Genomic DNA, 24,955 nt, shown 5'->3' with positions numbered 1-24,955 from the left:
TGTGACGGACTCGATCAGCCCGCCGAGCGGGCCCGGAGGTATGCGGCGAAGTCGTCCTTCAGTTCCGGATGGTTGAGTGCAAACTCCACCGTCGCCTCCAGGTAACCCAGCTTCGACCCACAGTCGAAGCGACGCCCCTCGAAGTTGAAGGCCGTCACCCGTTCCAGTTCGAGCAGGCGTGCGATCGCGTCCGTCAGCTGGATCTCGCCGCCCGCCCCCGGCTTCTGGGTTGCCAGCATTTCGAAGATCTTCGGGGTCAGGACATAGCGCCCGACCACCGCGACACTGGATGGCGCATGGTCGGGGTCGGGCTTTTCCACGATGCCCTTGACGTCCCAGCTGCGCGGGCCGGTCTGCACCGGGTCGATGATGCCGTACTGGTGGGTGCGATCGGGCGGCACCTCCTCCACCCCCAGCACGCTGCAGCCGTGCTCGGCGTACTGCTCGACCATCTGCCGCGTCGCCCCGCCGTTGGCCGATTCGATCAGGTCATCGGCCAGGATTACCGCGAAGGGTTCGTTGCGGACGATCGGATGCGCGCAGGCCACCGCATGTCCGAGACCGAGTGCGTCGGACTGACGCACATAGACGCAGGTCACATTGGGGGGAACGATGTTCCGAACCTGCTCGAGCAGTTCGGTCTTGCCCCGCTCTTCCAGCTCGTGTTCGAGTTCGTAGGCCTTGTCGAAGTGATCCGGAATGGATCGCTTGTTTCGCCCGGTCACGAACACCAGGGTCTCGATGCCGGCGGCAACGGCCTCCTCCGCCGCGTACTGGATCAACGGCTTGTCCACGACCGGAAGCATCTCTTTCGGGTTTGCCTTGGTCGCCGGCAGAAAGCGCGTACCCATCCCGGCAACCGGGAACACGGCGGTACGAATCGGGGCGTGATTCTGGCTCATTCCTTCTCCTGGTGACTTCACAGCAAACCCCCGGCCAACGCATCCTTTCGGACCCGTCGACCGGGGGCCGGTAGTGAGTGGCGGCCCATGCCGCCACCCGTCTCGCTACTCGACGACGATGCGCTCGAGGTTCATCTCCACGGTGCGCTCGCCAATCCCGGACACCTCGGTCAGGGCCTGGACCGAGGCGAAGTCACCGTGTGCCTCGCGGTGCTCCACAATGGCTTGCGCCTTGACCGGTCCCACGTTCTCCAGTGCGGCCAGCTCGTCGGCCGATGCCCCGTTCAGGTTGACCGGCTGGCCACCCGATGCGGTCACCATGACCAGTGGCAGGACACAGAGGCCCGCCAGGGCCCAGCACTTCGCGCATTGGAACAGCTTGTTCATGAAAACGCTCCTTATCTTCGTTGAACGATCGGTGCATCCGTGCACCGCGTGGTAGACCCGGATTCCAACCTTCAACCCGAGACTACCCGGGCATCCTAGCGAGAACAGCCCCGCCGGAAAACCCCCTCATTCCACGGCGTCATTCGGCATGTTCAGGCTTGTGACGAAGGCCTCCATCGCCGCGGCCGGGTCGGGGGCGCGGGTGATCGGCCGGCCGACCACGATCGCGCTGGCGCCCGCCTCCAGGGCCCGCTCGGGGGTCATGACACGCTTCTGGTCATCGCCTCCCGTGTCTTCCAGCCGGATCCCCGGTGTTACCAGGAGTGGCCGCTCGCCCAGCCGGCGCCGCAGCATGGCGGCCTCCTGCGCCGAGCACACCAGGCCCTCCAGCCCCGCCTTGTGTATCGCCAGTTCCCCCAGCAAGCCCACCTGATCGGCCGGCTCGCGACTCACGCCGATCTCACGCAGGGTGCCGGCGTCGCTGGAGGTCAGCACCGTGACGGCCAGCAGCGCCGTGGTGTCGTTGGTTTCGCGTACCGCTTCGTGTGCGGCCCGCATCATCTCCAGGCCGCCGCTGGCATGTACGTTGATCAGCCACACGCCGGTACGCGCCGCGGCCCGGCAGGCAGCCGCCACGGTATTCGGGATGTCGTGAAACTTCAGGTCCAGAAACACCCGAAAGCCGAGGTCGTGGAGCCTTTGCAGCAGCGCCGGACCGGCGACCACGAACAGTTCGAAGCCGACCTTCAGGGCGCACTGCGCCGGGTCGAGTTGTCGGGCGAATGCCAGCGCCGCATCGGCCTCTGCAAAGTCGAGGGCGACGATCAGGCGCGTGGCGGGTTCCGGGGTCACTGTCGTGGGTCGGCTCATGGGTGGTGGCTCCCTTCGCGGATCAACGCCTCCTCGGCGGCTTCCGTCGTCTGGTCGATATCGAAATCAAGCCCGCGCAGGGTATCCCAGCGCCGGCAGCTCGGGCACTGCCATACATGCGCCCGTCCCTGGTAGCCGCAGTTCCCGCATTGGTACAAGTGTTGGCTGCCAAGCTGGTCGGCCAGGGCCTTCTCGAACGCCGAGAATTCCGTGCTGTATTGCTGCACCGCCGGCAGGATCTTCATCCAGCGAACCGCCTCCAGCAGGCCCGAGGTCGGGACCGGGCGTTGCGCCAGGATCTGCCCCAGTTCGGAAAGCGCGGCGTCCAGCCGTCCCGTGCGCCGGTACAGCCGCATCAGGGCAATCCGCGCCATGGTGATCCCGCGACTTCGGGCCAGGTCGTCCAGGAGTTCCTCCAGCTGCCCCAGACGGTTCTCGCCGGGCAGTTCCTGATGCAGGCGCTCGATCCGGGGCACCAGGAGAGGCGCCAGTTGCGGGGTGCGCGCCACGGCATCCCGCCCGAACCGGATCGCCTCGCGGATCTCGCCGGCGCGCGCCGCAATCTCCGACTGGATCAGCAGAGCCCGCGACAGACCGGGAACCAGTTCCTCGGCCTGTTTCGCGCGCGCCCTCGCCTCCTCGTGGTCGTCCTGGTCCAGCGCGATCCGCGCCAGTTCGCAGTGGTAGTGGGCGATCCGCAGCTGTTCATGGGCGACCCCATGCGCCTTCAGCCGGTCGCCCACCTCGATCGCCCGCTCCCATTCCCGCTGGGTTTCGTAGACCTGGCGCAGGCCCTCCAGGGCCGGCACGGCCTGGTGCGGCGAGTCCGCGAGTTCGCGAAAGACGGCCTCGGCCCGGTCCAGCACTCCCGCCAGCAGGAAGTCCTCGCCGAGCTCGCAAAGGGCCTGGGCCCGCTGGGCCGCCGGCAGCGTCGGGCGCGCCACCAGGTTCTGGTGGATGCGAATGGCGCGATCCACCTCGCCCCGGCGCCGGAACAGCCGCCCGAGGATTACATGCGTCTCGAAAGTCTCGTGATCGACCTCCACCATCTCGATGAAGGCCTGCAGCGCATCATCGGTGCGATCATCCAGCAGGTGGCGTACGCCCTCGAGGTAACGATCCAGTGACGGCTCGCGCTCTTCCTGGTCTTCCGGCACGCCATAGCGTGCCAGCCACCAACCACTTGCCGCGGCGAGCGGGAGCAGCAACCAGAACCAGTCATTGATCATCGGCGAGTACGCTCCCCGGGTACGGACAGCGAAACAAAAGGTATGGAAGACCGCATGGCGATGCGGCTAGTAGAAATCCCGCATGGGTGCGGTACGCAGCTGCTCGACCTCGACCTTGAGGGCATGGTTCTGCTCGCGCAGGTCGGCGATCTTCTGCCGCAGCCGGCGCAGGCGCAGCCAGAGCACCAGCGAGGCCAGGATCACTCCAAACAAGGCGGCCAACCCGAGGAACACCACCAGGGGGGCCTCGATCTCGAGACCCGGCAACACCAGTGTCACCAGGGCTTCGTTCAGAACAACAAGAATACCGACCGCGGACGAGATCAGGATCAGCGCGACAAACGCCACGGTGTTGCGAATCTTCTGTCGCCGCCGCTCGTCCATGGACGGTCTAGCCGTTTTCGGCTACAGAATCGTTTACCCGTTCGCGCAATTCCTTGCCGGGCTTGAAATGAGGGACATGCTTGCCGGGCAAGGCAACGCCTTCACCGGTCTTGGGGTTCCGGCCCAGTCGGGGTGGCCGGAAGTGCAGCGAAAAGCTGCCAAAGCCGCGAATCTCCACCCGTTGCCCGTTCGCCAGCGCGTGGCTCATGCGTTCGAGCAATGCCTTGACGGACATCTCCACGTCCCTGGCTGGCAGATGAGGTGACTTCCGGGCGAGGTTCTCGATCAATTCCGATTTGGTCATCTGGCACTCGTCACAGACAGGAAGGAAATCCGGTTTCCCGGTACAAAATGGCCCACGGCACCCCTTGGCACCGCGGGCCACGACGGAACGGACTTAGTCGTTCTTGTCCATCTGTTCCTTCAGCAGATCGCCCAGCGTGGTACCGCCGCCGGCATTACTGCCGTAGTCGGAGACCATCTCGGCTTCTTCCGCCCGGTCCTTGGCCTTGATCGACAGGCTGATGGCGCGGGTCTTCTTGTCGACGCCCATGAACTTGGCCTCGACCGTATCGCCCACCTTCAGCACGGTGCTGGCGTCTTCCACGCGGTCCTGGGAGATATCGGCCGCGCGCAGGATGCCGTCGATGCCGTCAGCCAGTTCGACCACGGCTGCCTTGGCATCCACTTCCTTGACCGTGCCGGAGACAATGCTGCCCTTGCTGTGCTCGGCCACGAAGTTGGCGAACGGATCGCGATCCAGCTGCTTCAGGCCCAGGGAGATACGCTCGCGCTCGGGATCCACGGACAGGACCACGGCCTCGACCTCGTCACCCTTCTTGAAGTTGCGAATGGCTTCTTCGCCCGCTTCGTGCCAGGACAGATCGGAAAGGTGGATCAGGCCGTCGATGCCACCTTCCAGGCCCACGAACACGCCGAAATCGGTGATCGACTTGATCTGGCCGCTGACCTTCTCGCCGCGGTTGTGGTTGGCCGCGAAGTCGTCCCACGGATTCGACTGGCACTGCTTCATGCCCAGCGAGATGCGGCGGCGTTCTTCGTCCAGGTCCAGGATCATCACCTCGACCTCGTCGCCGATCGCGACCATCTTGCCCGGGTTGACGTTCTTGTTGGTCCAGTCCATCTCGGACACGTGCACCAGGCCTTCCACGCCGTCTTCGATTTCCACGAAGCAGCCGTAGTCGGTGATGTTGGTGACCTTGCCGAAGATGCGGGTGCCGGTCGGGTAACGGCGGGTGATGTTCTCCCACGGATCCTCGCCCAGCTGCTTCAGGCCCAGCGACACACGCATGCGCTCGCGATCGAACTTCAGGACCTTGACCTCGACTTCCTGGCCGATCTCGACCACGTCGGACGGATGCTTGACGCGCTTCCAGGCCATGTCGGTGATGTGCAGCAGGCCGTCGATGCCGCCCAGATCCAGGAACGCACCGTAATCGGTGAGGTTCTTGACGATGCCCTTGACCTGCGCGCCTTCCTGCAGGTTCTTCAGCAGTTCCTCGCGCTCGGCGCTGTATTCCTGCTCGACCACGGCGCGGCGCGACACGACCACGTTGTTGCGGCGGCGATCCAGCTTGATGAGCTTGAATTCCAGCTCCTTGCCTTCCAGATACGCGGTATCGCGCACCGGACGGACATCCACGAGTGAACCGGGCAGGAACGCACGGATATCGCCCAGCTCGACGGTGTAACCGCCCTTGACCTTGCCGGAGATCTTGCCGGTGACGTACTGCTCTTCTTCCATCGCAGCTTCGAGACGGTCCCAGGCCTTGGCCCGCTTGGCCTTTTCGCGCGACATGCGCGTCTCGCCGAAACCGTCTTCCGGGGTCTCGAGGGCCACTTCGACGACATCGCCGACCTTGACCTCGAGCTCACCCTCGTCGTTCATGAACTGCTCGGTGGGGATGACCCCCTCGGACTTCAGGCCGGCGTTCACCACGACGACGTCCGGGGTGACCTCAATGACGGTGGCACTGAGGATGGCACCCGGCTGCATCTGGGTGTAGGCCATGCTCTCTTCGAGCAGTTGCGCGAAACTTTCACTCATGGATTTGTGAACCTGTGGTTTAACAAATGCTTGCAGAAACTTCCTGCAACCAGTTCTAGACGTTGATGATCCCGCTTCCGACGGCTTATTCCGCGGGGCGGGGGCTTTGTTCCGGGAGTACGTCCCGGAGGCGCTCCAGGATCATGTCCACCACGCCAACGATGTCGAGGTCCGTGGTATCCAGTTCCCAGGCATCTTCGGCGGGCTTGAGGGGGGCCACGCTGCGTTCGCGGTCGCGACGGTCGCGGGCCTCCATCTCGTCCTGAAGGGCGGAGAGATTAGCACTAAGTCCTTGTTCCTTCAACTGCATGTAACGCCGGCGCGCCCTTTCCTCGGCGGAGGCCGTGAGAAAGATCTTCAGGTCCGCCGCGGGGAAGACCACGGTCCCCATATCGCGCCCGTCCGCGACCAGCCCGGGGGGCTTGGCGAAGCCGCGCTGGCGCTCCAGCAGGGCATCGCGAACGGCCGGGATGGCGGCCACCCGGGAGGCATCGCTGCCCGCCTGTTCGGTGCGCAGCAGCTGATCGACCGGCGCCCCCTCCAGCAGGGTCGTCACCGCCGTGGCGTCTCGATTCACCTCGAAGTCGACGTCGAGACCGGCGGCCAGTCGAGCGAGCGCGGCCTCGTCGGTCAGCTCGACCCCGTGCTGGCGTGCCGCCAGCCCCAACAGACGGTACAGCGCTCCGCTGTCCAGCAGATGCCAGCCCATGGCGGCGGCCACGCGCATGCAGACCGTGCCCTTGCCGGCCCCGCCCGGGCCGTCGATGGTCAGTACCGGAATTTCCGAACTCATGCGGCCTCCAGCTGCAGACCGGCCTCGCGTGCAAGCGCCACAAAGCCGGGGAAGGATGTACCCACGTTCGCGCAATCGTGGATCCGGATGGGGGCGGTGGCCCGCAGACCCGCCATCGCGAATGACATGGCGATACGGTGGTCGCCATGACTGTTGATCTCGCCACCGGTGAAGCCGTCGCCACCCCGGATCCGGATACCATCCGGCTGCACCGCGCAGTCGACGCCGAGTGCGGCGAGGCCGTCCGCCATCACCTGGATACGGTCGCTCTCCTTGACCCGCAGCTCCTCGGCGCCGGTCAGTACGGTCTCGCCCTCGGCGCAGGCCGCGGCGACGAAGATCGCGGGGAATTCGTCGATCGCCAGCGGCACCAGGTGCTCCGGAATCTGGATCCCCTTGAGCGGGGCGGCCTCGACCTCCAGATCCGCCACCGGCTCGCCGCCTGCCTCGCGTTCGTTGAGGATGCGGATCTCGGCGCCCATCAGGCGCAGGATATCGATCACACCGGTGCGGGTCGGATTGATGCCGACATGCTCCAGACGCATGCGCGAACCGGCCGCGATCGAGGCCCCGACCAGGAAAAAGGCGGCCGAGGAGATATCCGCCGGCACATCGACCGGACTCGCGACCAGCCGGCCACCCCCCTCGACGCAGGCCCGAGGCCCGTCGCGTTCGACTGCGTAACCGAAGCCGGCCAGCATGCGTTCGGTGTGATCCCGCGTGGGTGCCGGCTCGGTGACGCAGGTCTTGCCATCTGCCCACAGGCCTGCCAGTAGCAGGGCGGATTTGACCTGGGCGCTGGCGACCTCGAGCACATGGTCGGTACCCCGCAGGGAGGCGCCGCCGTGCACCCGCAGGGGGGGCGTCCCGGCATCGCTGGTCTCGATCCTGGCCCCCATGCGGGCCAGCGGGTTGGTGACCCGGCGCATCGGACGCCCGGAGAGGGAGCGATCGCCGACCAGTTCACTGTCGAAGGCCTGCCCGGCGAGGACCCCGCACAGCAGCCGCATCGCGGTCCCCGAGTTGCCCATGTCCAGCGCAGTCGGCGGGGCCTGCAGCCCGCGAAGACCGGCGCCCTGGATGCGCACGCAGCCCGGTCCGGTGCGTTCGATGGCCACGCCCATCGCGCGGAAGGCCTCCAGCGTGGCGATGCAATCCGCCCCTTCGAGAAAGCCGGTCACATGGGTCTCGCCCTCGGCCAGCGCCCCGAGCATGATGGCGCGGTGGGAAATCGATTTGTCGCCCGGCACGCGGGCGTGGCCCGCAAGCTGGCCTCCGGGCTGTACGGTAAAGGTATTCATGGGGTTTCAGGTATCCAGTTGTGCATCCGCGGGGTCGCAGAGGCGATCGCGGGTTTCCTTGGCATGTTCAAAGCTTTGTTCGATGGTGGCGGCATCGCCGCGTTCGATCGCGCCGCGCAGCGTCTCGAGGTCGTTCTGGTATTGCCCGATGACCTCGAGGATGGCGTCGCGGTTGGCCAGGCAGATATCGCGCCAGACCACCGGGTCACTGGAGGCGATGCGCGTGAAGTCGCGAAACCCGCCGGCGGCGTAGTGAAAGATCTCGTCGCGTTCGCTCATGTTCGCCAGCGACGAGACCAGCGTGAACGCGAGCACATGCGGCAGGTGGCTGGTCGCGGCCAGGACCCGGTCATGATGCGCCGGGGTCATGTATTCGACCCGCGCGCCGGCGGCCTGCCACATGGCCGCCACGCGGTCCGTGGCCAGCGGGTTGGTGGCATCGGCCGGCGTCAGGATCACCAGGCGATCGCGGAACAGACTGGGGAAGGCGGCCCCTACCCCGCTTTTCTCGGTCCCGGCGATCGGGTGGCCGGGCACGAAGGCGCGCGGGACCGCACCGAAGCCGGCGCCCACCGCATCGATCACCGCCTGCTTGCTGCTGCCCACGTCGGTTAGCGGGCTGTCCTCGGGCCAGGCGGCCGCCAGGTCGCGGGCGAGCGGCTCCATCGCGCCCAATGGCACGGCGAGCACGCCCAGGTCGGCGCCCTCCGCGGCCGCGGCGACGTCCGTGGTCCAGCGGTCGATCACGCCCAGCCGCTTGGCTTCGCGCAGGTTGTCGGCATTGCGCGAGCAGCCGACGACCTCGCGGACCGCGCCGGCCTCGCGCAGGGCCAGCGCCAGCGAGCCGCCGATCAGGCCGACGCCAAAGATGACCAGCCGTTCGATCACGCCAGGACCTTGTCGAGTGCCGCGAGGAAGCGGTCGTTGTCTTCCCGGGTCGAGAGGGTGACCCGCAGGTGACCGGGCAGGCCGTAATTCTCCACCGGCCGCGTGATGACGCCCTCGCGCAGCAGGCCTTCGTATACCGGGGCCGGATCACGCCCGGTGTCAAAGGTCACGAAGTTCCCCACCGACGGAATCACACGCAGCCCCTTATCCCGCAGGGCCGCTGTCACCTGCCGCAACCCGTCGCGGTTGACGGCCACCGATCTCTCCACATGCGCGGTATCGTCCAGCGCCGCAAGGCCCGCGGCCTGGGCAATGGCGTTGACATTGAACGGCTGTCGGACCCGGTTGAGCAGGTCGGCGACCGCCGGGGAACTGACCGCGTACCCCAGGCGCAGTCCGGCCAGGCCCTGGATCTTGGAGAAGGTCCGGGTCACGATCAGGTTTGGGTAGCGATCCAGCCACTGCGTAGTGTCCGGATACCCGGCTGCCTCGACGTATTCGAAATAGGCCTCGTCCACGACCACCACGGTGGTCGCCGGCATCGCCGCCACGAAGGCCTCCAGCGCCGAACCCTCCAGCCAGGTCCCGGTGGGATTGTTCGGATTGGCCACGAACACCACGCGCACGTCGCCATCCACCCGTGCCCGCATGGCCTCGAGATCATGCCCGAAGGGCTGCTCCGGATGGTCGGCCCCCAGCGCGGGCGCGACCCGTGCCTCGGCATCGACCGCCTGGGTAACCAGCGGGTAAACCGCAAACGCATGCGCGGAAAACACGGCGGCTCGCCCCGGTGCCAGCCAGGTGCGCGCGACCAGCTCCAGCACCTCGTTGGAGCCGTTTCCGAGCGTGATCTGTTCCGGGGCGACGCCGTGGCGCTCGGCCAGTCGCGCCTTCAGCTCGAAGCCGTTCCCGTCGGGATAGACATGGGCCTCGGCCAGCGCCGCGCGGCCCGCCTCCACCGCAAGCGGCGACGGGCCCAGGGGGTTCTCGTTGGAGGCCAGCTTGATCGCCTGGCGAATACCCAGTTCGCGCTCCAGTGCGGCGACGGGCTTGCCGGGCTGATACGGGCTGAGGCCCTGGACCCCGGCGACCGCCAGGGCCTCGGGATCAAAGCCCGGGCCGGCCGCAGCGGATACGGAAGGGTTGGATGCCATGCGGGAAACCTCGGGGATAGCGGGTGGGCGTGTCAGGTGGCGGCCTGGGGATAGCTCCCCAGGACCTTGACGGTATCGGCACTGGCGCGCAGCTGCTCCAGGCAGTCGCGGATCAACGGGTCCTGCTGGTGCCCGACCAGATCGAGAAAGAACACGTAGTTCCACGGCGTGCAGCGCGAGGGGCGCGACTCGATCCGGGTCAGGCTGATGCCGGCCTCCGCGATCGGCTTGAGCAGCGAATACAGCGACCCCGGCCGGTTGGCGGTACTCAGCATCACCGATGTACGGTCCGCCCCGCTGGGTTGCGTGGTCCCAGAGCCGATGATCAGGAAACGGGTCGTGTTGTCGGCGCGATCCTCCACATGCGGGGCCCGCACCGGGACGTCGTAGTGTTCGGCCGCCGCCTGGCTGGCCAGCGCCGCCGCGGTCGAATCCTGTGCCGCGATCTCGGCCGCGCGGGCGTTGCTGGAGACCGCCTCGCGCTCGGCATGGGGCAGCTCGCTATCCAGCCACTGGCGGCATTGCGCCAGCGCCTGCGCATGCGCGAGGACCCGCCGTACCTGCCCGAGATCCTCGGCCCGGGACAGCAAGTGGTGGTGGATCGGGGTCACGACCTCGCCACAGATCTGGAGGGAGGAATCCATGAAGCAGTCCACGGTGTGGGTGACGACCCCCTCGGAGCTGTTCTCGATGGGAACCACGCCGAACTGCGCGCGCCCGGTCTCCACCGCGCCGAACACCGCATCGATCGAGGCCAGCGGCTGGGTCTCGACGGCATGGCCGAAGTGCTTGCGCGCCGCCAGGTGAGTGAAGGTCCCCACCGGTCCGAGATAGGCGACATGGAGCGGATGCTCGAGCGCCAGGCACTCGGACATGATCTCGCGGAACAGCCGCGTGATGGCCTCGTCGGACAGCGGGCCGGGATTCCGTTCGCGCACCCGCCGAAGGATCTCGGCCTCGCGCTCCGGACGGTAGAACACCGGGTCGCTCTCCTGGCTGCGCTTGACCCGCGCCACCGCCTCGGCGCAGCGGGCGCGCTCGCTCAGCCGCTCCAGGAGCTCGGCATCCAGCGCGTCGATACGCGCGCGCAGGGCCGCGAGGTCTTCGCGGTCCTCGGCGGATGGCGACGAATGCGGATCCCCGGCCATCGCCTATAGCACCCGGGCCCGCAGCACGCCGTCGATCCGGTGCAGGGCGTCCAGGGTCTCCGCGTCGGGGTGGCCGTCCACGTCCATCAGGGTGTAGGCCAGATCGCCACGGGAGTCATTCATCAGGTGCAGGATGTTGATATTCGATTCGCCCAGCGTGTGCGAGATGCGCCCGACCCGGTCCGGCAGGTTCCGGTTGATAATCGCGATGCGGGTATCTCCCTTGCGGTCCAGCACCAGGGTCGGCAGGTTCACGGAGTTCACCACGTTGCCGTTCTCCAGGTAGTCCCGGAGCTGGTCGGCGATCATGACCGCGCAGTTCTCCTCGGATTCGGTCGTCGAGGCGCCCAGATGCGGCAGGGTGATCACCCGCGGGTGCCCCACCATGCCCTGTACCGGAAAGTCCGTGATGTAGGCATGCAGTCGATCCGCATCCAGCCCTTCGCGCACCGCGGCGTCATCCACGATCCCCTCGCGGGCCAGGTTGAGCACCATCGCCCCGGGGTTCATGCCGGCCAGCGTCTTGGCGTTCACCAGGTTGGCGGTATTCTCGGTCAGCGGCACGTGTACGGTGACGGCGTCGGCCCCTTCCATGGCCGCCTCCACCGAGCGCGCCCGCTCGATGCCGGAATCCAGGCGCCAGGCGTTTTCCACCGTGACCTTGGGGTCGAAACCGACCACTTCCATGCCCAGCGCACGGGCGGCATTGGCCACGCCGACCCCGATCGCCCCCAAGCCCAGCACGGCCAGACGTCGGCCCGGCAGTTCGAAGCCGGTGAACTTCTTCTTGCCCTGCTCCACCGCGGACATGAAGTCTTCCTTCGAGGGGTCCAGTTCCTGCACGTAGCCAGCCGCCGGCAGCAGGTTGCGGGCACCCAGCAACAGCCCGGCGATGACCAGTTCCTTCACCGCATTGGCATTCGCGCCGGGGGCGTTGAACACGGCCACGCCGCGCTCGGACAGGGCCGCCACCGGGATATTGTTGACCCCGCTCCCGGCGCGCCCCACCGCCAGGACCGAATCCGGGATCTCCACCGAATGCAGATCGAAGGAACGCAGCATCAGCGCGTCCGGCTGATTGATATCCGAGGCGACCTCGTAATGGTCACGCGGGAAACGATCCAGCCCGCGCACGGCGATGTTGTTGTAGGTCTGAATCCGGTACATCACGACCTCCTCGTCCGGTAGCGTCCCCGGCAACAGCGATTCGACGGGATCAGGCGTGGCGGTTTTCGAAGTCCGCCATGAACTCGATCAGCGCATCCACGGCGCTCTCCGGAACGGCGTTGTAGATGCTGGCGCGCATGCCGCCCACCGACCGGTGGCCCTTCAGCGAGGACAGGCCGGCCGCATCGGCCTCGTTCAGGAAGGACCCGTCCAGGGCGTCGTCCGCGAGGATGAACGGCACGTTCATCCAGGAGCGGGACGCGGGCTCCACCGGGTTCCGGTAGAAGGCGGAATTGTCGATGTACTGGTAGAGCTTCGCGGCCTTGCGCTGGTTGATCTCGGCCATCGCCTCCAGACCGCCCTGCTCCAGGAGCCACTCGAACACCAGCCCGGCCAGGTACCAGCCAAAGGTCGGCGGGGTGTTGTACATCGAGTCATTCTTTGCCTGCAGGGCCCAGTCCAGCACCGCCGGCACGGGTGCCTGGCGCTCGCGTTCCAGCAGGTCGTTGCGCACGATCACCACGGTCAGGCCGGCCGGTCCAATATTCTTCTGCGCCCCGGCATAGATCACGCCAAACTTCGAGACATCGATCGGGCGCGACAGGATGGTCGAGGACATGTCCGCGACCAGCGGCACGTCACCCACATCCGGGATATCGGGAAACTCCACGCCGCCGATGGTCTCGTTCGGCGTGTAGTGCACGTAGGCGGCATTGGGGTCCAGGTTCCAGGAGGCACGATCCGGGATCGAGTCGTAGCCGCTTGCCTGCGAACTCGCCACGATGTTCACCGGCCCGTATTTCTGGGCCTCCTTGATCGCCTTGCCGGACCAGGCCCCGGTATCGATGTAGTCGGTGCTCTGGCCATTGGCCAGGTTCAGCGGGATGGCCGCGAACTGTCCGGTCGCCCCGCCCTGCAGGAACAGGACCGAATAGTTCTCGGGGATGTTCATCAGCTTGCGCAGGTCCTGCTCGGCCTTCTCGGCCACGGCCATGAACGGCTTGCCGCGGTGACTCATCTCCATCACCGACATCCCGGACCCGCGGAAGTCCAGCAGCTCGTCACGCGCCCGCTCGAGTACCGCCTGCGGCAGGGCCGCCGGCCCCGCGCTGAAGTTCATCACTCGCGTCATGCCTGTTCTCCATCGTCGCTGGATTCGGGACCCGTCTCCGGGTCCGCCCCGGTTTCCATCTCGTCGGATTCTTCGTCGCCGGCCTCGCCCTGCAGCTGGGCCACGCGGGCCAGCTCGACCAGGTTCTCGCCTTCGTCAAGCCGAATCAGCCGCACGCCCTGCGTATTGCGCCCGATCAGCGGAATCTGATCCACCGGCGTGCGCACCAGGGTCCCGCCGTTGGTGATCAGCATCACCTCGTCATCGTCCAGGACCCGCGAAGCCCCGACCAGCGGGCCGTTGCGCCCCTCGGTCTGGATCGCGATCACGCCCTGGCCGCCACGGCGGTGGACCGGGAACTCGTCGAAGCGGGTGCGTTTGCCGTAGCCATGCTCGGTCGCCAGCAGCGCCGATCCCTCGTCTACATTCAGCAGGGCAATCACCCGGTGATCGCCTTCCATGCGCACCCCGCGCACGCCACAGGCGGTGCGCCCCATGGCGCGCACGTCGCTCTCGTGGAAGCGCACGGCCTTGCCGGCCGTGGTCACCAGCATCACGTCCAGGGTGCCGTCGGTCAGGGACACGTCCACCAGGTGGTCGCCTTCGCGCAGATCCACCGCGATGATGCCGGAGGCCCGGCGGCGCGAGAAATCCGTCAGCGGTGTCTTCTTGACTGTCCCCTGCGCGGTGACCATGAACACATAGTGGTCCGGGTCGTATTCGCGCACCGGCAGGATCGCGTTGATCCGCTCGTCGGACTCCAGCGGCAGCAGGTTCACGATCGGCTTGCCGCGCGAGGCGCGCGAGCCCTGCGGCAGCTCGTAAACCTTCAGCCAGTACACCCGACCCCGGCTGGAGAAGCACAGGATCGTGTCGTGCGTGTTGGCCACCACCAGACGGTCGATGAAGTCCTCTTCCTTGAAGCTGGTCGCGGCCTTGCCACGCCCGCCCCGGCGCTGCGCGCGGTAGTCCGCCACTGGCTGGTACTTCACGTAGCCGGCGTGCGAGAGCGTGACGACCACGTCCTCCTCGCCGATCAGGTCTTCCAGGGTCAGGTTGGCCTGGCGTTCGCGGATCTCGCTGCGGCGCTCGTCGCCGAACTGTTCGGCCACGGCCAGCAGCTCGTTGCGGATCTCCAGTTGCAGGCGATCGCCGGAGCCGAGGATATCCAGCAGGTCGTCGATCAGCTCCAGCAGCTCGCGGTACTCGTCCAGGATCTTGTCCTGTTCCAGCCCGGTCAGGCGGTGCAGGCGCAGGTCGAGGATCGCCTGCGCCTGGGCCTCGGACAGGCGATAGCCGTCGTCCCCCACGCCGTATTCCGGCGCCAGGTCCTCCGGTCGCGAGGCGCTGGCCCCGGCGCGGTCCAGCATGTCGCTGACCACGCCCAGCGGCCAGCCGCGGGCCAGCAGGCCGGCCTTGGCCTCGGCCGGGTTGGGGGCCGCACGGATCAGCTCGATCACGGGATCGATGTTGGCCAGCGCGATCGCCAGGCCTTCCAGGATATGGGCGCGCTCCCGGGCCTTGCGCAGATCGAAGATCGTGCGCCGGGTGACCACCTCGCGGCGATGCCGCAGGAACGCCTCCAGCACCTGACGCAGATCCAGCACCTTCGGCTGTCCGTCGACCAGGGCGACGATGTTGATGCCGAAGACGTTCTGCATCTGGGTGTGCATGTACAGGTGGTTCAGGACCACCTCGGCCATCTCGCCACGCTTGAGCTCGATGACCAGACGCATGCCGTCCTTGTCCGACTCGTCGCGCAGCTCGGAGATGCCCTCGATGCGCTTCTCCTTCACCAGCTCCGCGATCTTCTCGGTCAGGCGTGCCTTGTTCACCTGGTAGGGCAGCTCGGTAACCACAATCGCCTCGCGCTGGCCACCCTCCAGCGGCTCGACATGCGAGCGTGCCCGGATCAGGACCCGGCCGCGACCGGTACGGTAGGCCTCGCGAACGCCCTCGATGCCGTTGATGATGCCGGCCGTCGGGAAGTCCGGGCCCGGCAGGTGTTCCATCAGACCATCGATGGAAATCTCGGGATCGTCGATCAGGGCCACACAGGCGTTGATCACCTCGCCCAGGTTGTGCGGCGGGATGTTGGTCGCCATCCCCACCGCGATCCCGGCGGAGCCGTTGACCAGCAGGTTGGGGAACTTGCTCGGCAGCACCGCCGGCTCGCTCTCGGAGCCGTCGTAGTTGTCGATGAAGTCGACGGTTTCCTTGTCGATGTCGGCCAGCAGTTCCGCCGCGATGCGCGCCATGCGCACCTCGGTGTACCGCATGGCCGCCGGGGAGTCGCCGTCGATGGAGCCGAAGTTGCCCTGCCCGTCGGCCAGCATGTAGCGCATCGAGAACGGCTGCGCCATGCGCACGATGGCGTCGTAAACGGCGGAATCGCCATGCGGGTGGTACTTACCGATCACGTCACCGACCACACGCGCCGACTTCTTGTAGGGCTTGTTGTAGTCGTTGCCCAGCTCGCGCATCGCGTAGAGCACGCGGCGATGGACCGGCTTGAGGCCGTCACGGACATCGGGGAGGGCCCGGCCCACGATTACGCTCATTGCGTAATCGAGGTAGGACTGCTGCATCTCGTCTTCGAGATTGACCGGGAAGATTTCCTTGGCAAATTCAGCCATCGAGGGTTACGCCGTCCGTCTGAACAAGCTCGCGATCATACCACAGGGGTAACCACTGGGGCTCGGCTTTTCGCGCCTCAAAACGGTTCTCCGGGCCTCTCAGGCCCGAAGACCGTCCACCGGGGGCGCGTTTGAGCGCTCGTCAGTGAGCGGATGCGAGCGTCTCCGGGGCCGTGGGCTCGCGCAGCGCCGCGAGCCGCTCCGCCGTCGGCGCCTCCACGACCCCGCGTTCGGTGACGATGGCATCGATCAGCTCCGCCGGGGTCACGTCGAAGGCCGGGTTGTAGCCTCGGGCGCCTTCGGCCGCCACGCGCTGACCCGCCAGTGCCAGCACCTCGTCCTCGCCGCGCTGCTCGATGGGGATACCGGTCCCGTCCGGCATCTCGAAGTCGATGGTCGCGACCGGCGCGGCCACCATGAACCGGACCCCGTGGGCACGCGCCAGGAGGGCCAGGCCGTAGGTCCCGATCTTGTTTGCGGTGTCGCCATTGGCGGCGATCCGGTCCGCCCCGACAATCACCCAGCCGACGCGGCCCGAGCGCAACAGGCTGGCCGCGGCGCCTTCGCACAGCACCTGTACGGGGATCCCGTCATGTACCAGCTCCCAGGCGGTCAGGCGGCTCCCTTGCAGCCAGGGCCGGGTCTCGTCGGCGAAGACCTCCTCGATCCGTCCGGCATCCCAGGCGGCGCGGATCACGCCGAGGGCCGTGCCGTAGCCCCCGGTGGCCAGCGAGCCCGTGTTGCAGTGGGTCAGCACCCCCTGCCCCGGCTCGATTAGCCTCGCGCCGAGCGCGCCCAGCCGCCGGTTGCCGGCGATGTCCGACTCGAGCATCCACTCCGCCTCGACCTGTGTCGCCGCGACCGCTGCCTCCGCGGACGGGCTCGCGTCCACCAGCGCCTGCATGCGATCCAGCGCCCAGAACAGGTTCACCGCCGTGGGACGCGCCGCGCGCAGGGTCTCGATATCCGCCGCAATGCTCGCACGCCAGTCGTCCCGCCCGGTCGCCCGCTGGCAGGCCAGTACCACCCCGAAGCCCGCGGTAATCCCGATCGCCGGCGCCCCGCGCACCACCATGTCGCGGATCGCGGCGGCCACGGCCGGCGCATCCCGGTAACGCTGCCAGAGGTTCTCGCCCGGCAGCCGACGCTGGTCGAGCAACTGAAGTTCGCTGTGGTGAAAGCGAATCGGGCGAATGGTGTCGGAGTGTTCACGGTTCATCCCGTCATTCTACCAGCCCGCCTGCGGTTTCGGGCCCGGGCGGACAGCCTGGCGGCAGGGGCGCTCCGGCGTCTGGCGCGGGCCGCCACAACCGCCGGGAACCCGCCCGGTGGCCGGGCCCGACCTTCAGTTCCGTATCCGCCTCAAGCCGCAGGGCCCCCTGGCGGCCGGTCTCCTGCAGCGGGACGCAGGCCCTGTCCAGGCGCTGGCGTGCCGCGCCGGCCAGCCCCCTGCCCTGCGCATCGGTGCTGGCCCAGGCCATGGCGGGGCGGGCGTCCTGCAGCCAGCCGCGGCTCAGGCTGTCGGCGCCGGCCCCGCGGGGCACGACCAGCAGGTCGCTGCTTCGCTGTTCCGCCCCTTCCTGCATCAGCACGGCCTCGCCCAGGCCGCCGAGCCCGCCGGTCAGTACCAGCCGCACACCGCCAGCCGTCTCCACCGCCAGCACGCAGGAGGCCGAGGCGCTCCCGTCCCAGCCGGCGGGTGGATGGAGAATCTCGAAATCGACGCCATCCCATTCCCAGACCTCGCCTGCCTCGCAGGGCCGTTCCCCGGGTCCTTGCGGGCGGCGCCGCAGGACCTCGCCCACAGGTAGCGTCGCGCGTACGGCGGCGGCCCCGCCGGAATGCGCGGCATGCTCGTGGCTCAGGATCATGCGGTCCAGGCGGCGTACCCCCTCCGCACGCAGGCTCGGAATCACGATCTGATCCCCCGCGCTGTAGCCCCCGGCGCGCCCGGGACCGGCATCCCATAACAACGCATGGTGGCGGGTCTGCAGCAAGAGCGACTGCCCGTTCCCTACATCCAGCAGAAGCGCCCGTACGCTGCCCGAATCGATCTGCGGACGCATGGGCAGGGCCAGGGCGATGCCGGCCAGCACCACCCACGGAGCGGCGAGGCGCAGGCGCGGCAGCAAGGCGACCAGCACCGCGACCCCGCCCAGGAGGCTGGCCGCCAGCGGCACCCGCCGCTCGTCCACCAGCACGGGCACGTGCGAAAGGCCGTCCAGTAGCCCGACCAGCAGCATCAGGATCCCGTCGCCGAGATGCAGGAACGGCTGGCCGAGCGGTGCCCACAATGCCGCCAGACCGGCCCCGACCAGCAACAAGGGCAGCACCAGCAGGCTGATCACCGGCACCGCCACCAGATTGGCGACGGGCGCCACCCAGGACCCCAGCTGGAACCAGGCCAGGCTGAGGGGAAGCATGGCCAGCGCGAGCATCACCTGAATGCTGCCGGCCGCGCGCCAGCCCGGACGGCCCGAACGGCCCTGCAACAGCAGAAGAATCACCGCCACGGCGCCGAAGGAAAACCAGAAGCCCGGAGCCAGCACACTGGTCGGCCGCCACAGCACCACGGCGATCGCCGCCAGCATCAGTCCGCGCCAGGCAAACGCCTCGCGCCGCCACAACAGCGCGGCCATAAAAGCCGCCAGCATGATCAGCGCGCGCTGGGTCGGAATGCTGAAGCCGGCCAGCGCGGCATAGAGCGCAGCCCCGGCGAGGCCCGCCAGCGCCATGAAGGCCGGCTTGCGTATCCGCGCCTGCACCGGGACGAGACCGGACCAGGCAAGCCCCGCGAGCAATCCGACAAACCCGGCGACGAGGCCGACATGCAGGCCCGAGATCGCCATCAGGTGGTTGGTCCCGGTCCGCAGGAAGGCCTGCCACTCCTCGTCGGTCATGCCCTGCCGGTCGCCGATGACGAGCGCCTGCACCAGCCCGGGGTGGCGCAGCCCCGGGGCCGCCTGTTCCAGGCGCTCGCGCAGCGCACCGCGCATGCGATGCAACCCGGCCCGCCAGCGGGCGTCCTGAATCCGGGGTGCCCGGGCGTCCTCTAACGCCTCGAAGTCGAGCAGTGTCGCGGATCCATGCAGGCCCTCGCGGTAGTACCAGCCGGCACGATCGAACCCACCCGGATTCGCCGGCCCCCGGGCCGGCCGCAGGCGCAGGGTCATGTAGCCATGCGATCCCGCCTCGAGCTCGGGGCGCGCGGGGTACGTCGAAACCAGCAGTTCGCGCGCCCGAAACGCTTCCGGTCCCCATCGGGTCGCGGCCACCCGTATCCGGAAACGGCTGCGACGTTCGCCATGTTCCGGCAGACTGATGATCGTGGCGAACACGGTGGCCTCCTCCCCGGCCAGGGCGGGAGGCAGCGCATGTTCCAGCCAGTTGTCCGCGTTCTGCTGGACCAGCCCCCAGGCGAGCAGCGCACCCAGCGCCAGCGTCCAGGGCCAGAGGCCCGGATAGCCGAGGCGCCGCAGGCCGAGGCTGACGCCCGCGGCGGCCAGAAACAGGGCCAGTATGGGTCCCGGCATCAGCGGAACCGGTTCGGGCAGTCGGTGAAGGCCCCACGCCGCCGCGATCAGCCCGAGGGCAAAGCCGGTCACAAAAGGCCCCGTTGACCAGGCGCCATGGCCGGACCGGATGTGGCTTGCCCCGCCGACCATGGTCCCGCACGTACAATAGCGGCGAGAATGCACGGCAGGTGCGCGGCGGCGCACCCACGCACGACGGACCATCGGCAGCCCGGTACATGGCAAGACACATCATCAAAAAGATGTTTCCCGGCATGGAACACATGCGCGGGCACAAGGCGCTCGCCCCGCTGGGGCCGCGCCTGGGTTCGCCGGATTTGTGGCATCTGAACCGCCGCTCCGTGGCTGGTGCGTTTGCCGTCGGGCTCTTCGTGGCCTTCCTGCCACTGCCCATGCAGATGCTGATCGCGGCCGCCGTGGCCGTGCTGGTCCGCGTCAATCTGCCGATCTCGGTGATCCTGGTCTGGATCTCCAACCCGGTCACCATGCCGCCCATGTTGTATCTGGCCTACACGATCGGGCGCAAGCTACTCGACGAACCGCGCCGCGACATCCATCTGGACTGGAGCTGGGAGTGGTTCTCCACGGAGCTGCTGACGATCTGGCAGCCCCTGCTCCTGGGCAGCGTCCTGCTCGGCGTGGCAGCCGGCCTCTCGGGCTACTTGCTGGTGCGTTTCCTGTGGCGGCTGAACGTCGTCCAGCGCGTGCGCAGCCGGCGTTACCTGCGACGGCTGCGCAAGGAAATGGCGGAACGCCAGGCAGCCGCGCGGCGGGGTGGCCGCCCGCCGGATGACCGGGGCGCCTGAAGCGAGAGAGACACGCGGTCTATTCGTGCGTGGCGAGCTGACCGTCGAACGGTTCCAGCTCCAGATGGCCCTTGACCAGTTGGACCGAGCGATCAAGCTCGCGCGCCAGAGTGATGTCGTGGGTCACCAGGGCCAGAGCGGTCCCGGTGGAACGGTTCATCGCGCGCAGCAACTCGAACACCTGCGCCGCCCGTTCCTGATCCAGGTTGCCGGTGGGTTCGTCCGCCAGGATGGCCGAGGGGCGCGTCACCAGCGCCCGGGCGATCGCGACCCGCTGGCGTTCGCCACCGGAGAGCTCCGCGGGTTTGTGTTCCAGGCGGGGTTCCAGGTCCACCTGGCCCAGCCAGTGGCGTGCCTCGGCCCGGGCCTTGCGGTTGGAGACCCCGCGGATGAGCAGCGGCAGGGCCACGTTCTCCACCGCGGTCAGCTCGGGCAGCAGATGGTGAAACTGGTAGACGAAGCCGAGGTGCTGGTTGCGCAGGTGGCCACGTCGGGCCTCGCTCATGCGGGTCCAGTCCATTCCCAGCAGGCGCACGGACCCCGCCGTCGGGCGGTCCAGCCCGCCCAGCAGGTGCAGCAAAGTGCTCTTGCCGCTCCCCGAGGCCCCGATGATCGCCGTCTGGTCGCCGGGCTGCAGGGCAAAGTCCACCCCGCTGAGAACGGCCACGTCCAGCTTGCCGTCGCGGAAACGGCGCTCCAGACCGACCGCCTCGAGGACCGGGGTGTCGTGATCAGTCATAGCGCAGCGCCTCCGCCGGCTGGGTGCGGGCGGCACGCCAGGCCGGGAACAGTGTGGCCACCACGGTCAGCAGGAAGCCGAGCACCCCGACCCGGAGCACATCCGCAAGCTTGAGCTCCGAGGGCAGGTCGCTGATGTAGTACACCTCGGCGGACAGGAACTCGATGCCGGAGACCCGCTCGATGAAGGGGACCACCACGTCGATGTTCGCGGCCAGCGACACCCCGGCGATGGTGCCCAGCAGGATCCCGATCGCCCCGATCACCACCCCCTGGACCATGAAGATCACCATGATCCCCGCCGGCGACAGCCCGAGCGTACGCAGAATGGCAATGTCTCCCTGCTTGTCGGTGACCAGCATGATCAGGGTCGAGACGATGTTGAAGGCCGCGACCGCGACGATCAGCGACAGGATGATGAACATCACCATCTTTTCCATCTGGATCGCGCGGAACAGGTTGGCGTGCTGGCGTGTCCAGTCGGACACCCGAAAAAGCCCGTCCAGCTGGGCCGCCACGTCGCGGGCTACCACACCCGCTTCCATCATGTCGGTCAGGCGCAGCCGCAGCCCGGTCACCTGTTCGCCCATCTGAAACACCGCCTGGGCGTCTTCCAGGTGGATGAACGCCGTCCCGCGGTCGTACTCGTACATCCCCACCTCGAACAGGCCGGATACCTCGAAGCGGCGCATGCGCGGCATCACGCCGGCCGGCGAGACCGAGGCCTGAGGCGCCATCAGGATGATCGAGTCGCCGACCCGGACGCGCAGTTCGGCCGCCAGTTCCCGCCCGAGCACCACCCGGTAGCGCCCCGCCTCCAGGCTGCCCAGCTCGCCCTGCAGCATGTGCTCGGCAATGCGCGCGACGCGCTCCTCTGCCTCGGGCTCCACGCCCCGGATCAGTGCCCCGGAGATATTCCCGCGCGCACTCAGCATGGCCTCGCCCTGGACATACGGCGCGGCCGCGACCACCCGCTCGTCGATCTCCGGGGCCTCGCGCTGCAGGCGTTCCCAGTCCCGCAGCCCGCCATTGGCCTCGCGGATCGTGGCATGCGAGGCCATGCCCAGGATGCGGTCGCGCAACTCGCGTTCGAACCCGTTCATCACCGACAGCACCGTGATCAACGCCATCACGCCCAGGGCCAGCCCGATGATGGACACCACCGAGATGAACGAGATGAAGTGATTGCGCCGCTTCGCGCGCGTGTAGCGCAGGCCGATGGCGAGGGTCAGGGGGCGAAACATCGCGAAATCATGCCAGAGATACCCGTTCGCGCCTATAGCCCGGCGGACCTGCGTTGAGGGAGGGGAGGCATGGCGTCACGCTAGACGCTACCATGGGCCTGTCCAGCAAACGGAGAGTCGGCCATGCCAGGGAAATGCAACGCCTCTAACCCCACCCCGAAGACCACTGTGCGCACCGTCGCCAGCGCCCTCGTCCTGGCATTGTTTGCCGGGGCCATGGCGACTGCATCGGCCGACATCCTGCGCAGTCCCGATGGTGGATTCACCGTGAAGGAACGCGAAGGGGTTCCCACCCGTGGCCAGACCCAGGCCGCGGTAATCCGCCAGCACGGCGAGCCCGAGCGACGCCATGCCACGGTGGGCGACCCGCCGATTACGCGCTGGGACTACGCCGACTTCTCCGTGGTCTTCGAGGGCGAATACGTCCTGCACAGTGCCGTGCGCAACGGATCCAGCGCCGATCGTCCATGAGCACCGGGGAAACCGGCCCGACAATGACGCAACGCCGGCTCCCGGCCGAATGGGAGCCCCAGGGCGCGATCCAGCTCACCTGGCCGCATGATGACACCGATTGGGCCCCGGCCCTGGAACAGGTGCATCCGGTGTTCGCGCTGATCGCTGCGAGCATCAGCCAGTTCGAGCCGGTCATCATCGTCGCGCGCGACCCCGAACACATCGAGGAGATCTCCGGCTTTCTTACCGAGACCGCGATCCGTCCGGATCGCCTGTGGTTCGCGCTGGCCCCCAGCAATGACACCTGGGCGCGCGATCATGGCGCGATCACCGTATTCGATGGCGACCAGCCGCGCCTGCTGGACTTCACCTTCAATGGCTGGGGGGGCAAGTATCCCGCGGACCTCGACGACGGCATCACCCGGGCCCTCGCGAGCCAGGGCGTCTTCGGGAGCTGCGTGCCGGAGCCGACCGGTCTGGTCCTGGAAGGAGGCTCCATCGAATCGGACGGCGCCGGCACCCTGCTGACCACCGCGCGCTGTCTGCTCTCCGCCACCCGGAACCCGCAGCTGGATCGCGCGGGCATCGAGCAAAGCCTGGCCCGATGGCTGGGGGCCCGGCGCGTGCTCTGGCTGGAACACGGCCAGCTGGAGGGCGACGACACCGACGCCCATATCGACACGCTGGCGCGCTTCTGTGCGCAGGACACCATCGCCTATGTCCAGTGCGACGACCCGCAGGATCCACACTACCCGGAACTGCAGGCAATGGAACAGGAGCTACGGGCCCTGCGCCAGCCGTCCGGCGAACCCTACCGGCTGATCCCCCTGCCCTGGCCCGCCCCGATCTTCGAGGATGGCCGGCGACTGGCCGCGACCTATGCGAATTTCCTGATCCTGAACGGAGCCGTCCTGCTGCCGGTGTATGACGATGCCGCGGATGCCGTCGCCCGGGACCGGCTCGCCGAGGCCTTTCCGGGACGCGAGATCGTGGAAATCGACTGCCGCCCCATCATTCGTCAGGGTGGCAGCCTTCACTGCCTGACCATGCAGTATCCCGCGGCCGCCCTCGGCATCCCGCAGGAATAACCGCCAGCCCGAGTCCCATCATGCCCCGTGACACCCTGTCCGTTGCCCTGATCCAGCACCAGGACGCCGGCAGCGTCGAGGCCAACCTCGACGCCACCGCTGCGGCCGTGGCTACGGCCGCGGCGAACGGCGCCCGCCTGGTGGTCCTGGCCGAACTGCATACCGGCCCCTATTTCTGCCAGACCGAGGATCTCGCCACCTTCGATGCGGCCGAACCGATCCCCGGTCCCAGCAGCGAACGCCTGGCGGCGATCGCGCGCGAGCACGGCGTGGTCCTCGTCGGCTCCCTGTTCGAGCGGCGCGCCCCGGGGCTCTACCACAACACCGCCGTCGTCTTCGAAACCGACGGCCGCCAGGTCGGCACCTACCGCAAGATGCACATCCCCGACGACCCCGGCTACTACGAGAAGTACTACTTCACGCCGGGCGACACCGGCTTTGTGCCCATCGATACCTCCGTCGGCCGGCTCGGTGTCCTGGTCTGCTGGGACCAGTGGTATCCCGAGGCCGCGCGCATCATGGCGCTGTCCGGTGCCGAGCTGCTGATCTACCCGACCGCGATCGGCTGGGACCCGCAGGACACACCGGAGGAACAGCGCCGCCAGCAGGAGGCCTGGATCACCGTGCAGCGCGGCCACGCGGTGGCCAACAACCTCCCGGTGCTCGCCTGCAACCGCACCGGCCACGAGACCGACCCCTCGGAGCATTCGCCCGGCGCAACCTTCTGGGGCACGAGCTTCGTCGCCGGGCCCCAGGGCGAATTCCTGGCCCGGGCCGGCGAGGACGCGCCGGAGATCCTCGCTGTCGAGCTGGATCGCACCCGCACCGAGGCCGTGCGCCGCCAATGGCCCTTCCTCCGCGACCGCCGCATCGACGCCTACGCCCCCATCCTCAAGCGCTACATCGACCCCGACTGATTCCCCTGAACGTAAACAAAAGCGTTTACAGGAAGAAGGGAAGATTGGAAGGGGGATGATTTGAGCGGCCGCAGGGGCACGACAGGCGCCGTGTCAGGCAACGGCGTCCTCATGATTTCTTCACCCTGAAACCCTTTT

23 protein-coding genes are annotated in these 24,955 nt (G+C 67.8%); 4 read left to right on the top strand and 19 right to left on the bottom strand.

What is annotated here, in order from left to right; translation table 11 throughout:
• Positions 1–14: 14 nt before the first annotated feature.
• The 17 genes from galU to D103_RS0100880 form a co-directional block, all read right to left on the bottom strand.
• Positions 15–902: a UTP--glucose-1-phosphate uridylyltransferase GalU gene (gene galU / locus D103_RS0100960; protein WP_018866304.1), complete on the bottom strand. Its 888-nt coding sequence runs from the start codon at positions 900–902 to the stop codon at positions 15–17.
• A 105-nt stretch (positions 903–1,007) separates the two neighbouring features.
• The gene (locus D103_RS0100955; RefSeq protein ID WP_018875468.1) at positions 1,008–1,289 is read right to left on the bottom strand and encodes a ComEA family DNA-binding protein; all 282 of its coding nucleotides are present in this window, start codon (positions 1,287–1,289) and stop codon (positions 1,008–1,010) included.
• Between the two features lie 126 nt (positions 1,290–1,415).
• On the bottom strand, positions 1,416–2,159 hold the full coding sequence (pyrF, locus tag D103_RS0100950) for an orotidine-5'-phosphate decarboxylase (RefSeq protein ID WP_155984730.1): 744 nt from the start codon (positions 2,157–2,159) through the stop codon (positions 1,416–1,418).
• Positions 2,156–3,388 carry a tetratricopeptide repeat protein gene (locus D103_RS0100945; RefSeq protein WP_018875466.1) on the bottom strand — a complete coding sequence of 411 codons (1,233 nt, stop codon included), beginning with the start codon at positions 3,386–3,388 and terminating at the stop codon, positions 2,156–2,158. The genes pyrF and D103_RS0100945 overlap by 4 nt, the downstream gene beginning before the upstream one ends.
• A 66-nt stretch (positions 3,389–3,454) precedes the next feature.
• On the bottom strand, positions 3,455–3,772 hold the full coding sequence (locus D103_RS0100940) for a lipopolysaccharide assembly protein LapA domain-containing protein (protein WP_018875465.1): 318 nt from the start codon (positions 3,770–3,772) through the stop codon (positions 3,455–3,457).
• 7 nt (positions 3,773–3,779) lie between these two features.
• Positions 3,780–4,076 (bottom strand): integration host factor subunit beta, encoded by a 297-nt coding sequence (locus D103_RS0100935; RefSeq protein ID WP_018866299.1) that lies wholly within the window; start codon positions 4,074–4,076, stop codon positions 3,780–3,782.
• Positions 4,077–4,169: 93 nt separating this feature from the next.
• A complete protein-coding gene (gene rpsA / locus D103_RS0100930; RefSeq protein WP_255349376.1) occupies positions 4,170–5,876 on the bottom strand; it encodes a 30S ribosomal protein S1 in 1,707 nt (568 codons plus the stop codon).
• A gap of 49 nt (positions 5,877–5,925) precedes the next feature.
• Positions 5,926–6,633, bottom strand: coding sequence for a (d)CMP kinase (gene cmk / locus D103_RS0100925; RefSeq protein WP_018875463.1), 708 nt, complete (start codon positions 6,631–6,633; stop codon positions 5,926–5,928).
• Complete coding sequence (gene aroA, locus D103_RS0100920; protein WP_018875462.1) at positions 6,630–7,934, bottom strand: 3-phosphoshikimate 1-carboxyvinyltransferase; 1,305 nt, start codon at positions 7,932–7,934, stop codon at positions 6,630–6,632. The genes cmk and aroA overlap by 4 nt, the downstream gene beginning before the upstream one ends.
• A 6-nt stretch (positions 7,935–7,940) precedes the next feature.
• Complete coding sequence (locus tag D103_RS0100915) at positions 7,941–8,822, bottom strand: prephenate dehydrogenase/arogenate dehydrogenase family protein (protein ID WP_018875461.1); 882 nt, start codon at positions 8,820–8,822, stop codon at positions 7,941–7,943.
• Positions 8,819–9,976: a histidinol-phosphate transaminase gene (gene hisC / locus D103_RS0100910; RefSeq protein ID WP_018875460.1), complete on the bottom strand. Its 1,158-nt coding sequence runs from the start codon at positions 9,974–9,976 to the stop codon at positions 8,819–8,821. The genes D103_RS0100915 and hisC overlap by 4 nt, the downstream gene beginning before the upstream one ends.
• A gap of 32 nt (positions 9,977–10,008) precedes the next feature.
• Positions 10,009–11,124, bottom strand: coding sequence for a prephenate dehydratase (gene pheA, locus D103_RS0100905; protein ID WP_018875459.1), 1,116 nt, complete (start codon positions 11,122–11,124; stop codon positions 10,009–10,011).
• A gap of 3 nt (positions 11,125–11,127) precedes the next feature.
• On the bottom strand, positions 11,128–12,291 hold the full coding sequence (locus D103_RS0100900) for a phosphoglycerate dehydrogenase (RefSeq protein ID WP_018875458.1): 1,164 nt from the start codon (positions 12,289–12,291) through the stop codon (positions 11,128–11,130).
• Between the two features lie 49 nt (positions 12,292–12,340).
• The gene (gene serC, locus D103_RS0100895; protein ID WP_018875457.1) at positions 12,341–13,423 is read right to left on the bottom strand and encodes a 3-phosphoserine/phosphohydroxythreonine transaminase; all 1,083 of its coding nucleotides are present in this window, start codon (positions 13,421–13,423) and stop codon (positions 12,341–12,343) included.
• Positions 13,420–16,038: a DNA gyrase subunit A gene (gene gyrA, locus D103_RS0100890; protein WP_018875456.1), complete on the bottom strand. Its 2,619-nt coding sequence runs from the start codon at positions 16,036–16,038 to the stop codon at positions 13,420–13,422. The genes serC and gyrA overlap by 4 nt, the downstream gene beginning before the upstream one ends.
• A 142-nt stretch (positions 16,039–16,180) precedes the next feature.
• A complete protein-coding gene (mtnA, locus tag D103_RS0100885; RefSeq protein ID WP_018875455.1) occupies positions 16,181–17,257 on the bottom strand; it encodes an S-methyl-5-thioribose-1-phosphate isomerase in 1,077 nt (358 codons plus the stop codon).
• A gap of 4 nt (positions 17,258–17,261) precedes the next feature.
• Positions 17,262–19,574: a DNA internalization-related competence protein ComEC/Rec2 gene (locus tag D103_RS0100880; protein WP_038028182.1), complete on the bottom strand. Its 2,313-nt coding sequence runs from the start codon at positions 19,572–19,574 to the stop codon at positions 17,262–17,264.
• A gap of 215 nt (positions 19,575–19,789) precedes the next feature.
• Between D103_RS0100880 and D103_RS0100875 the strand changes: the two genes are divergently transcribed.
• Complete coding sequence (locus tag D103_RS0100875) at positions 19,790–20,377, top strand: DUF2062 domain-containing protein (RefSeq protein ID WP_018875453.1); 588 nt, start codon at positions 19,790–19,792, stop codon at positions 20,375–20,377.
• Between the two features lie 19 nt (positions 20,378–20,396).
• Here D103_RS0100875 and D103_RS0100870 read toward each other — a convergent pair whose 3' ends face one another.
• On the bottom strand, positions 20,397–21,116 hold the full coding sequence (locus D103_RS0100870; protein WP_018875452.1) for an ABC transporter ATP-binding protein: 720 nt from the start codon (positions 21,114–21,116) through the stop codon (positions 20,397–20,399).
• Entirely contained in the window at positions 21,109–22,359 is a 1,251-nt protein-coding gene (locus tag D103_RS0100865; protein ID WP_018866285.1) for a lipoprotein-releasing ABC transporter permease subunit, read from the bottom strand. The genes D103_RS0100870 and D103_RS0100865 overlap by 8 nt, the downstream gene beginning before the upstream one ends.
• 123 nt (positions 22,360–22,482) lie before the next feature.
• Here D103_RS0100865 and D103_RS0100860 point away from each other — a divergent pair, with 123 nt between their 5' ends.
• The 3 genes from D103_RS0100860 to D103_RS0100850 are packed head-to-tail and all read left to right on the top strand — an operon-like array spanning position 22,483 to position 24,817.
• A complete protein-coding gene (locus D103_RS0100860) occupies positions 22,483–22,830 on the top strand; it encodes a hypothetical protein (protein WP_051074646.1) in 348 nt (115 codons plus the stop codon).
• On the top strand, positions 22,827–23,900 hold the full coding sequence (locus tag D103_RS0100855; protein WP_018875451.1) for an agmatine/peptidylarginine deiminase: 1,074 nt from the start codon (positions 22,827–22,829) through the stop codon (positions 23,898–23,900). The genes D103_RS0100860 and D103_RS0100855 overlap by 4 nt, the downstream gene beginning before the upstream one ends.
• 20 nt (positions 23,901–23,920) lie before the next feature.
• Positions 23,921–24,817: a carbon-nitrogen hydrolase gene (locus D103_RS0100850; RefSeq protein WP_018875450.1), complete on the top strand. Its 897-nt coding sequence runs from the start codon at positions 23,921–23,923 to the stop codon at positions 24,815–24,817.
• Positions 24,818–24,955 lie beyond the last annotated feature (138 nt).

It is taken from the genome of Thioalkalivibrio sp. ALE31, from assembly GCF_000377405.1.
Classification (GTDB): domain Bacteria; phylum Pseudomonadota; class Gammaproteobacteria; order Ectothiorhodospirales; family Ectothiorhodospiraceae; genus Thioalkalivibrio.
Note: the sequence above shows the minus strand (reverse complement) of the source record. Positions and strands in the feature narration are given on the sequence as shown.

Coding starts and splice junctions, on each gene's coding strand:
- galU (WP_018866304.1), bottom strand. CDS start 902: ATGAGCCAGAATCACGCCCCGATTCGTACCGCCGTGTTCCCGGTTGCC.
- D103_RS0100955 (WP_018875468.1), bottom strand. CDS start 1,289: ATGAACAAGCTGTTCCAATGCGCGAAGTGCTGGGCCCTGGCGGGCCTC.
- pyrF (WP_155984730.1), bottom strand. CDS start 2,159: ATGAGCCGACCCACGACAGTGACCCCGGAACCCGCCACGCGCCTGATC.
- D103_RS0100945 (WP_018875466.1), bottom strand. CDS start 3,388: ATGATCAATGACTGGTTCTGGTTGCTGCTCCCGCTCGCCGCGGCAAGT.
- D103_RS0100940 (WP_018875465.1), bottom strand. CDS start 3,772: ATGGACGAGCGGCGGCGACAGAAGATTCGCAACACCGTGGCGTTTGTC.
- D103_RS0100935 (WP_018866299.1), bottom strand. CDS start 4,076: ATGACCAAATCGGAATTGATCGAGAACCTCGCCCGGAAGTCACCTCAT.
- cmk (WP_018875463.1), bottom strand. CDS start 6,633: ATGAGTTCGGAAATTCCGGTACTGACCATCGACGGCCCGGGCGGGGCC.
- aroA (WP_018875462.1), bottom strand. CDS start 7,934: ATGAATACCTTTACCGTACAGCCCGGAGGCCAGCTTGCGGGCCACGCC.
- hisC (WP_018875460.1), bottom strand. CDS start 9,976: ATGGCATCCAACCCTTCCGTATCCGCTGCGGCCGGCCCGGGCTTTGAT.
- pheA (WP_018875459.1), bottom strand. CDS start 11,124: ATGGCCGGGGATCCGCATTCGTCGCCATCCGCCGAGGACCGCGAAGAC.
- D103_RS0100900 (WP_018875458.1), bottom strand. CDS start 12,291: ATGTACCGGATTCAGACCTACAACAACATCGCCGTGCGCGGGCTGGAT.
- serC (WP_018875457.1), bottom strand. CDS start 13,423: ATGACGCGAGTGATGAACTTCAGCGCGGGGCCGGCGGCCCTGCCGCAG.
- gyrA (WP_018875456.1), bottom strand. CDS start 16,038: ATGGCTGAATTTGCCAAGGAAATCTTCCCGGTCAATCTCGAAGACGAG.
- mtnA (WP_018875455.1), bottom strand. CDS start 17,257: ATGAACCGTGAACACTCCGACACCATTCGCCCGATTCGCTTTCACCAC.
- D103_RS0100875 (WP_018875453.1), top strand. CDS start 19,790: ATGGCAAGACACATCATCAAAAAGATGTTTCCCGGCATGGAACACATG.
- D103_RS0100870 (WP_018875452.1), bottom strand. CDS start 21,116: ATGACTGATCACGACACCCCGGTCCTCGAGGCGGTCGGTCTGGAGCGC.
- D103_RS0100865 (WP_018866285.1), bottom strand. CDS start 22,359: ATGTTTCGCCCCCTGACCCTCGCCATCGGCCTGCGCTACACGCGCGCG.
- D103_RS0100860 (WP_051074646.1), top strand. CDS start 22,483: ATGCCAGGGAAATGCAACGCCTCTAACCCCACCCCGAAGACCACTGTG.
- D103_RS0100855 (WP_018875451.1), top strand. CDS start 22,827: ATGAGCACCGGGGAAACCGGCCCGACAATGACGCAACGCCGGCTCCCG.
- D103_RS0100850 (WP_018875450.1), top strand. CDS start 23,921: ATGCCCCGTGACACCCTGTCCGTTGCCCTGATCCAGCACCAGGACGCC.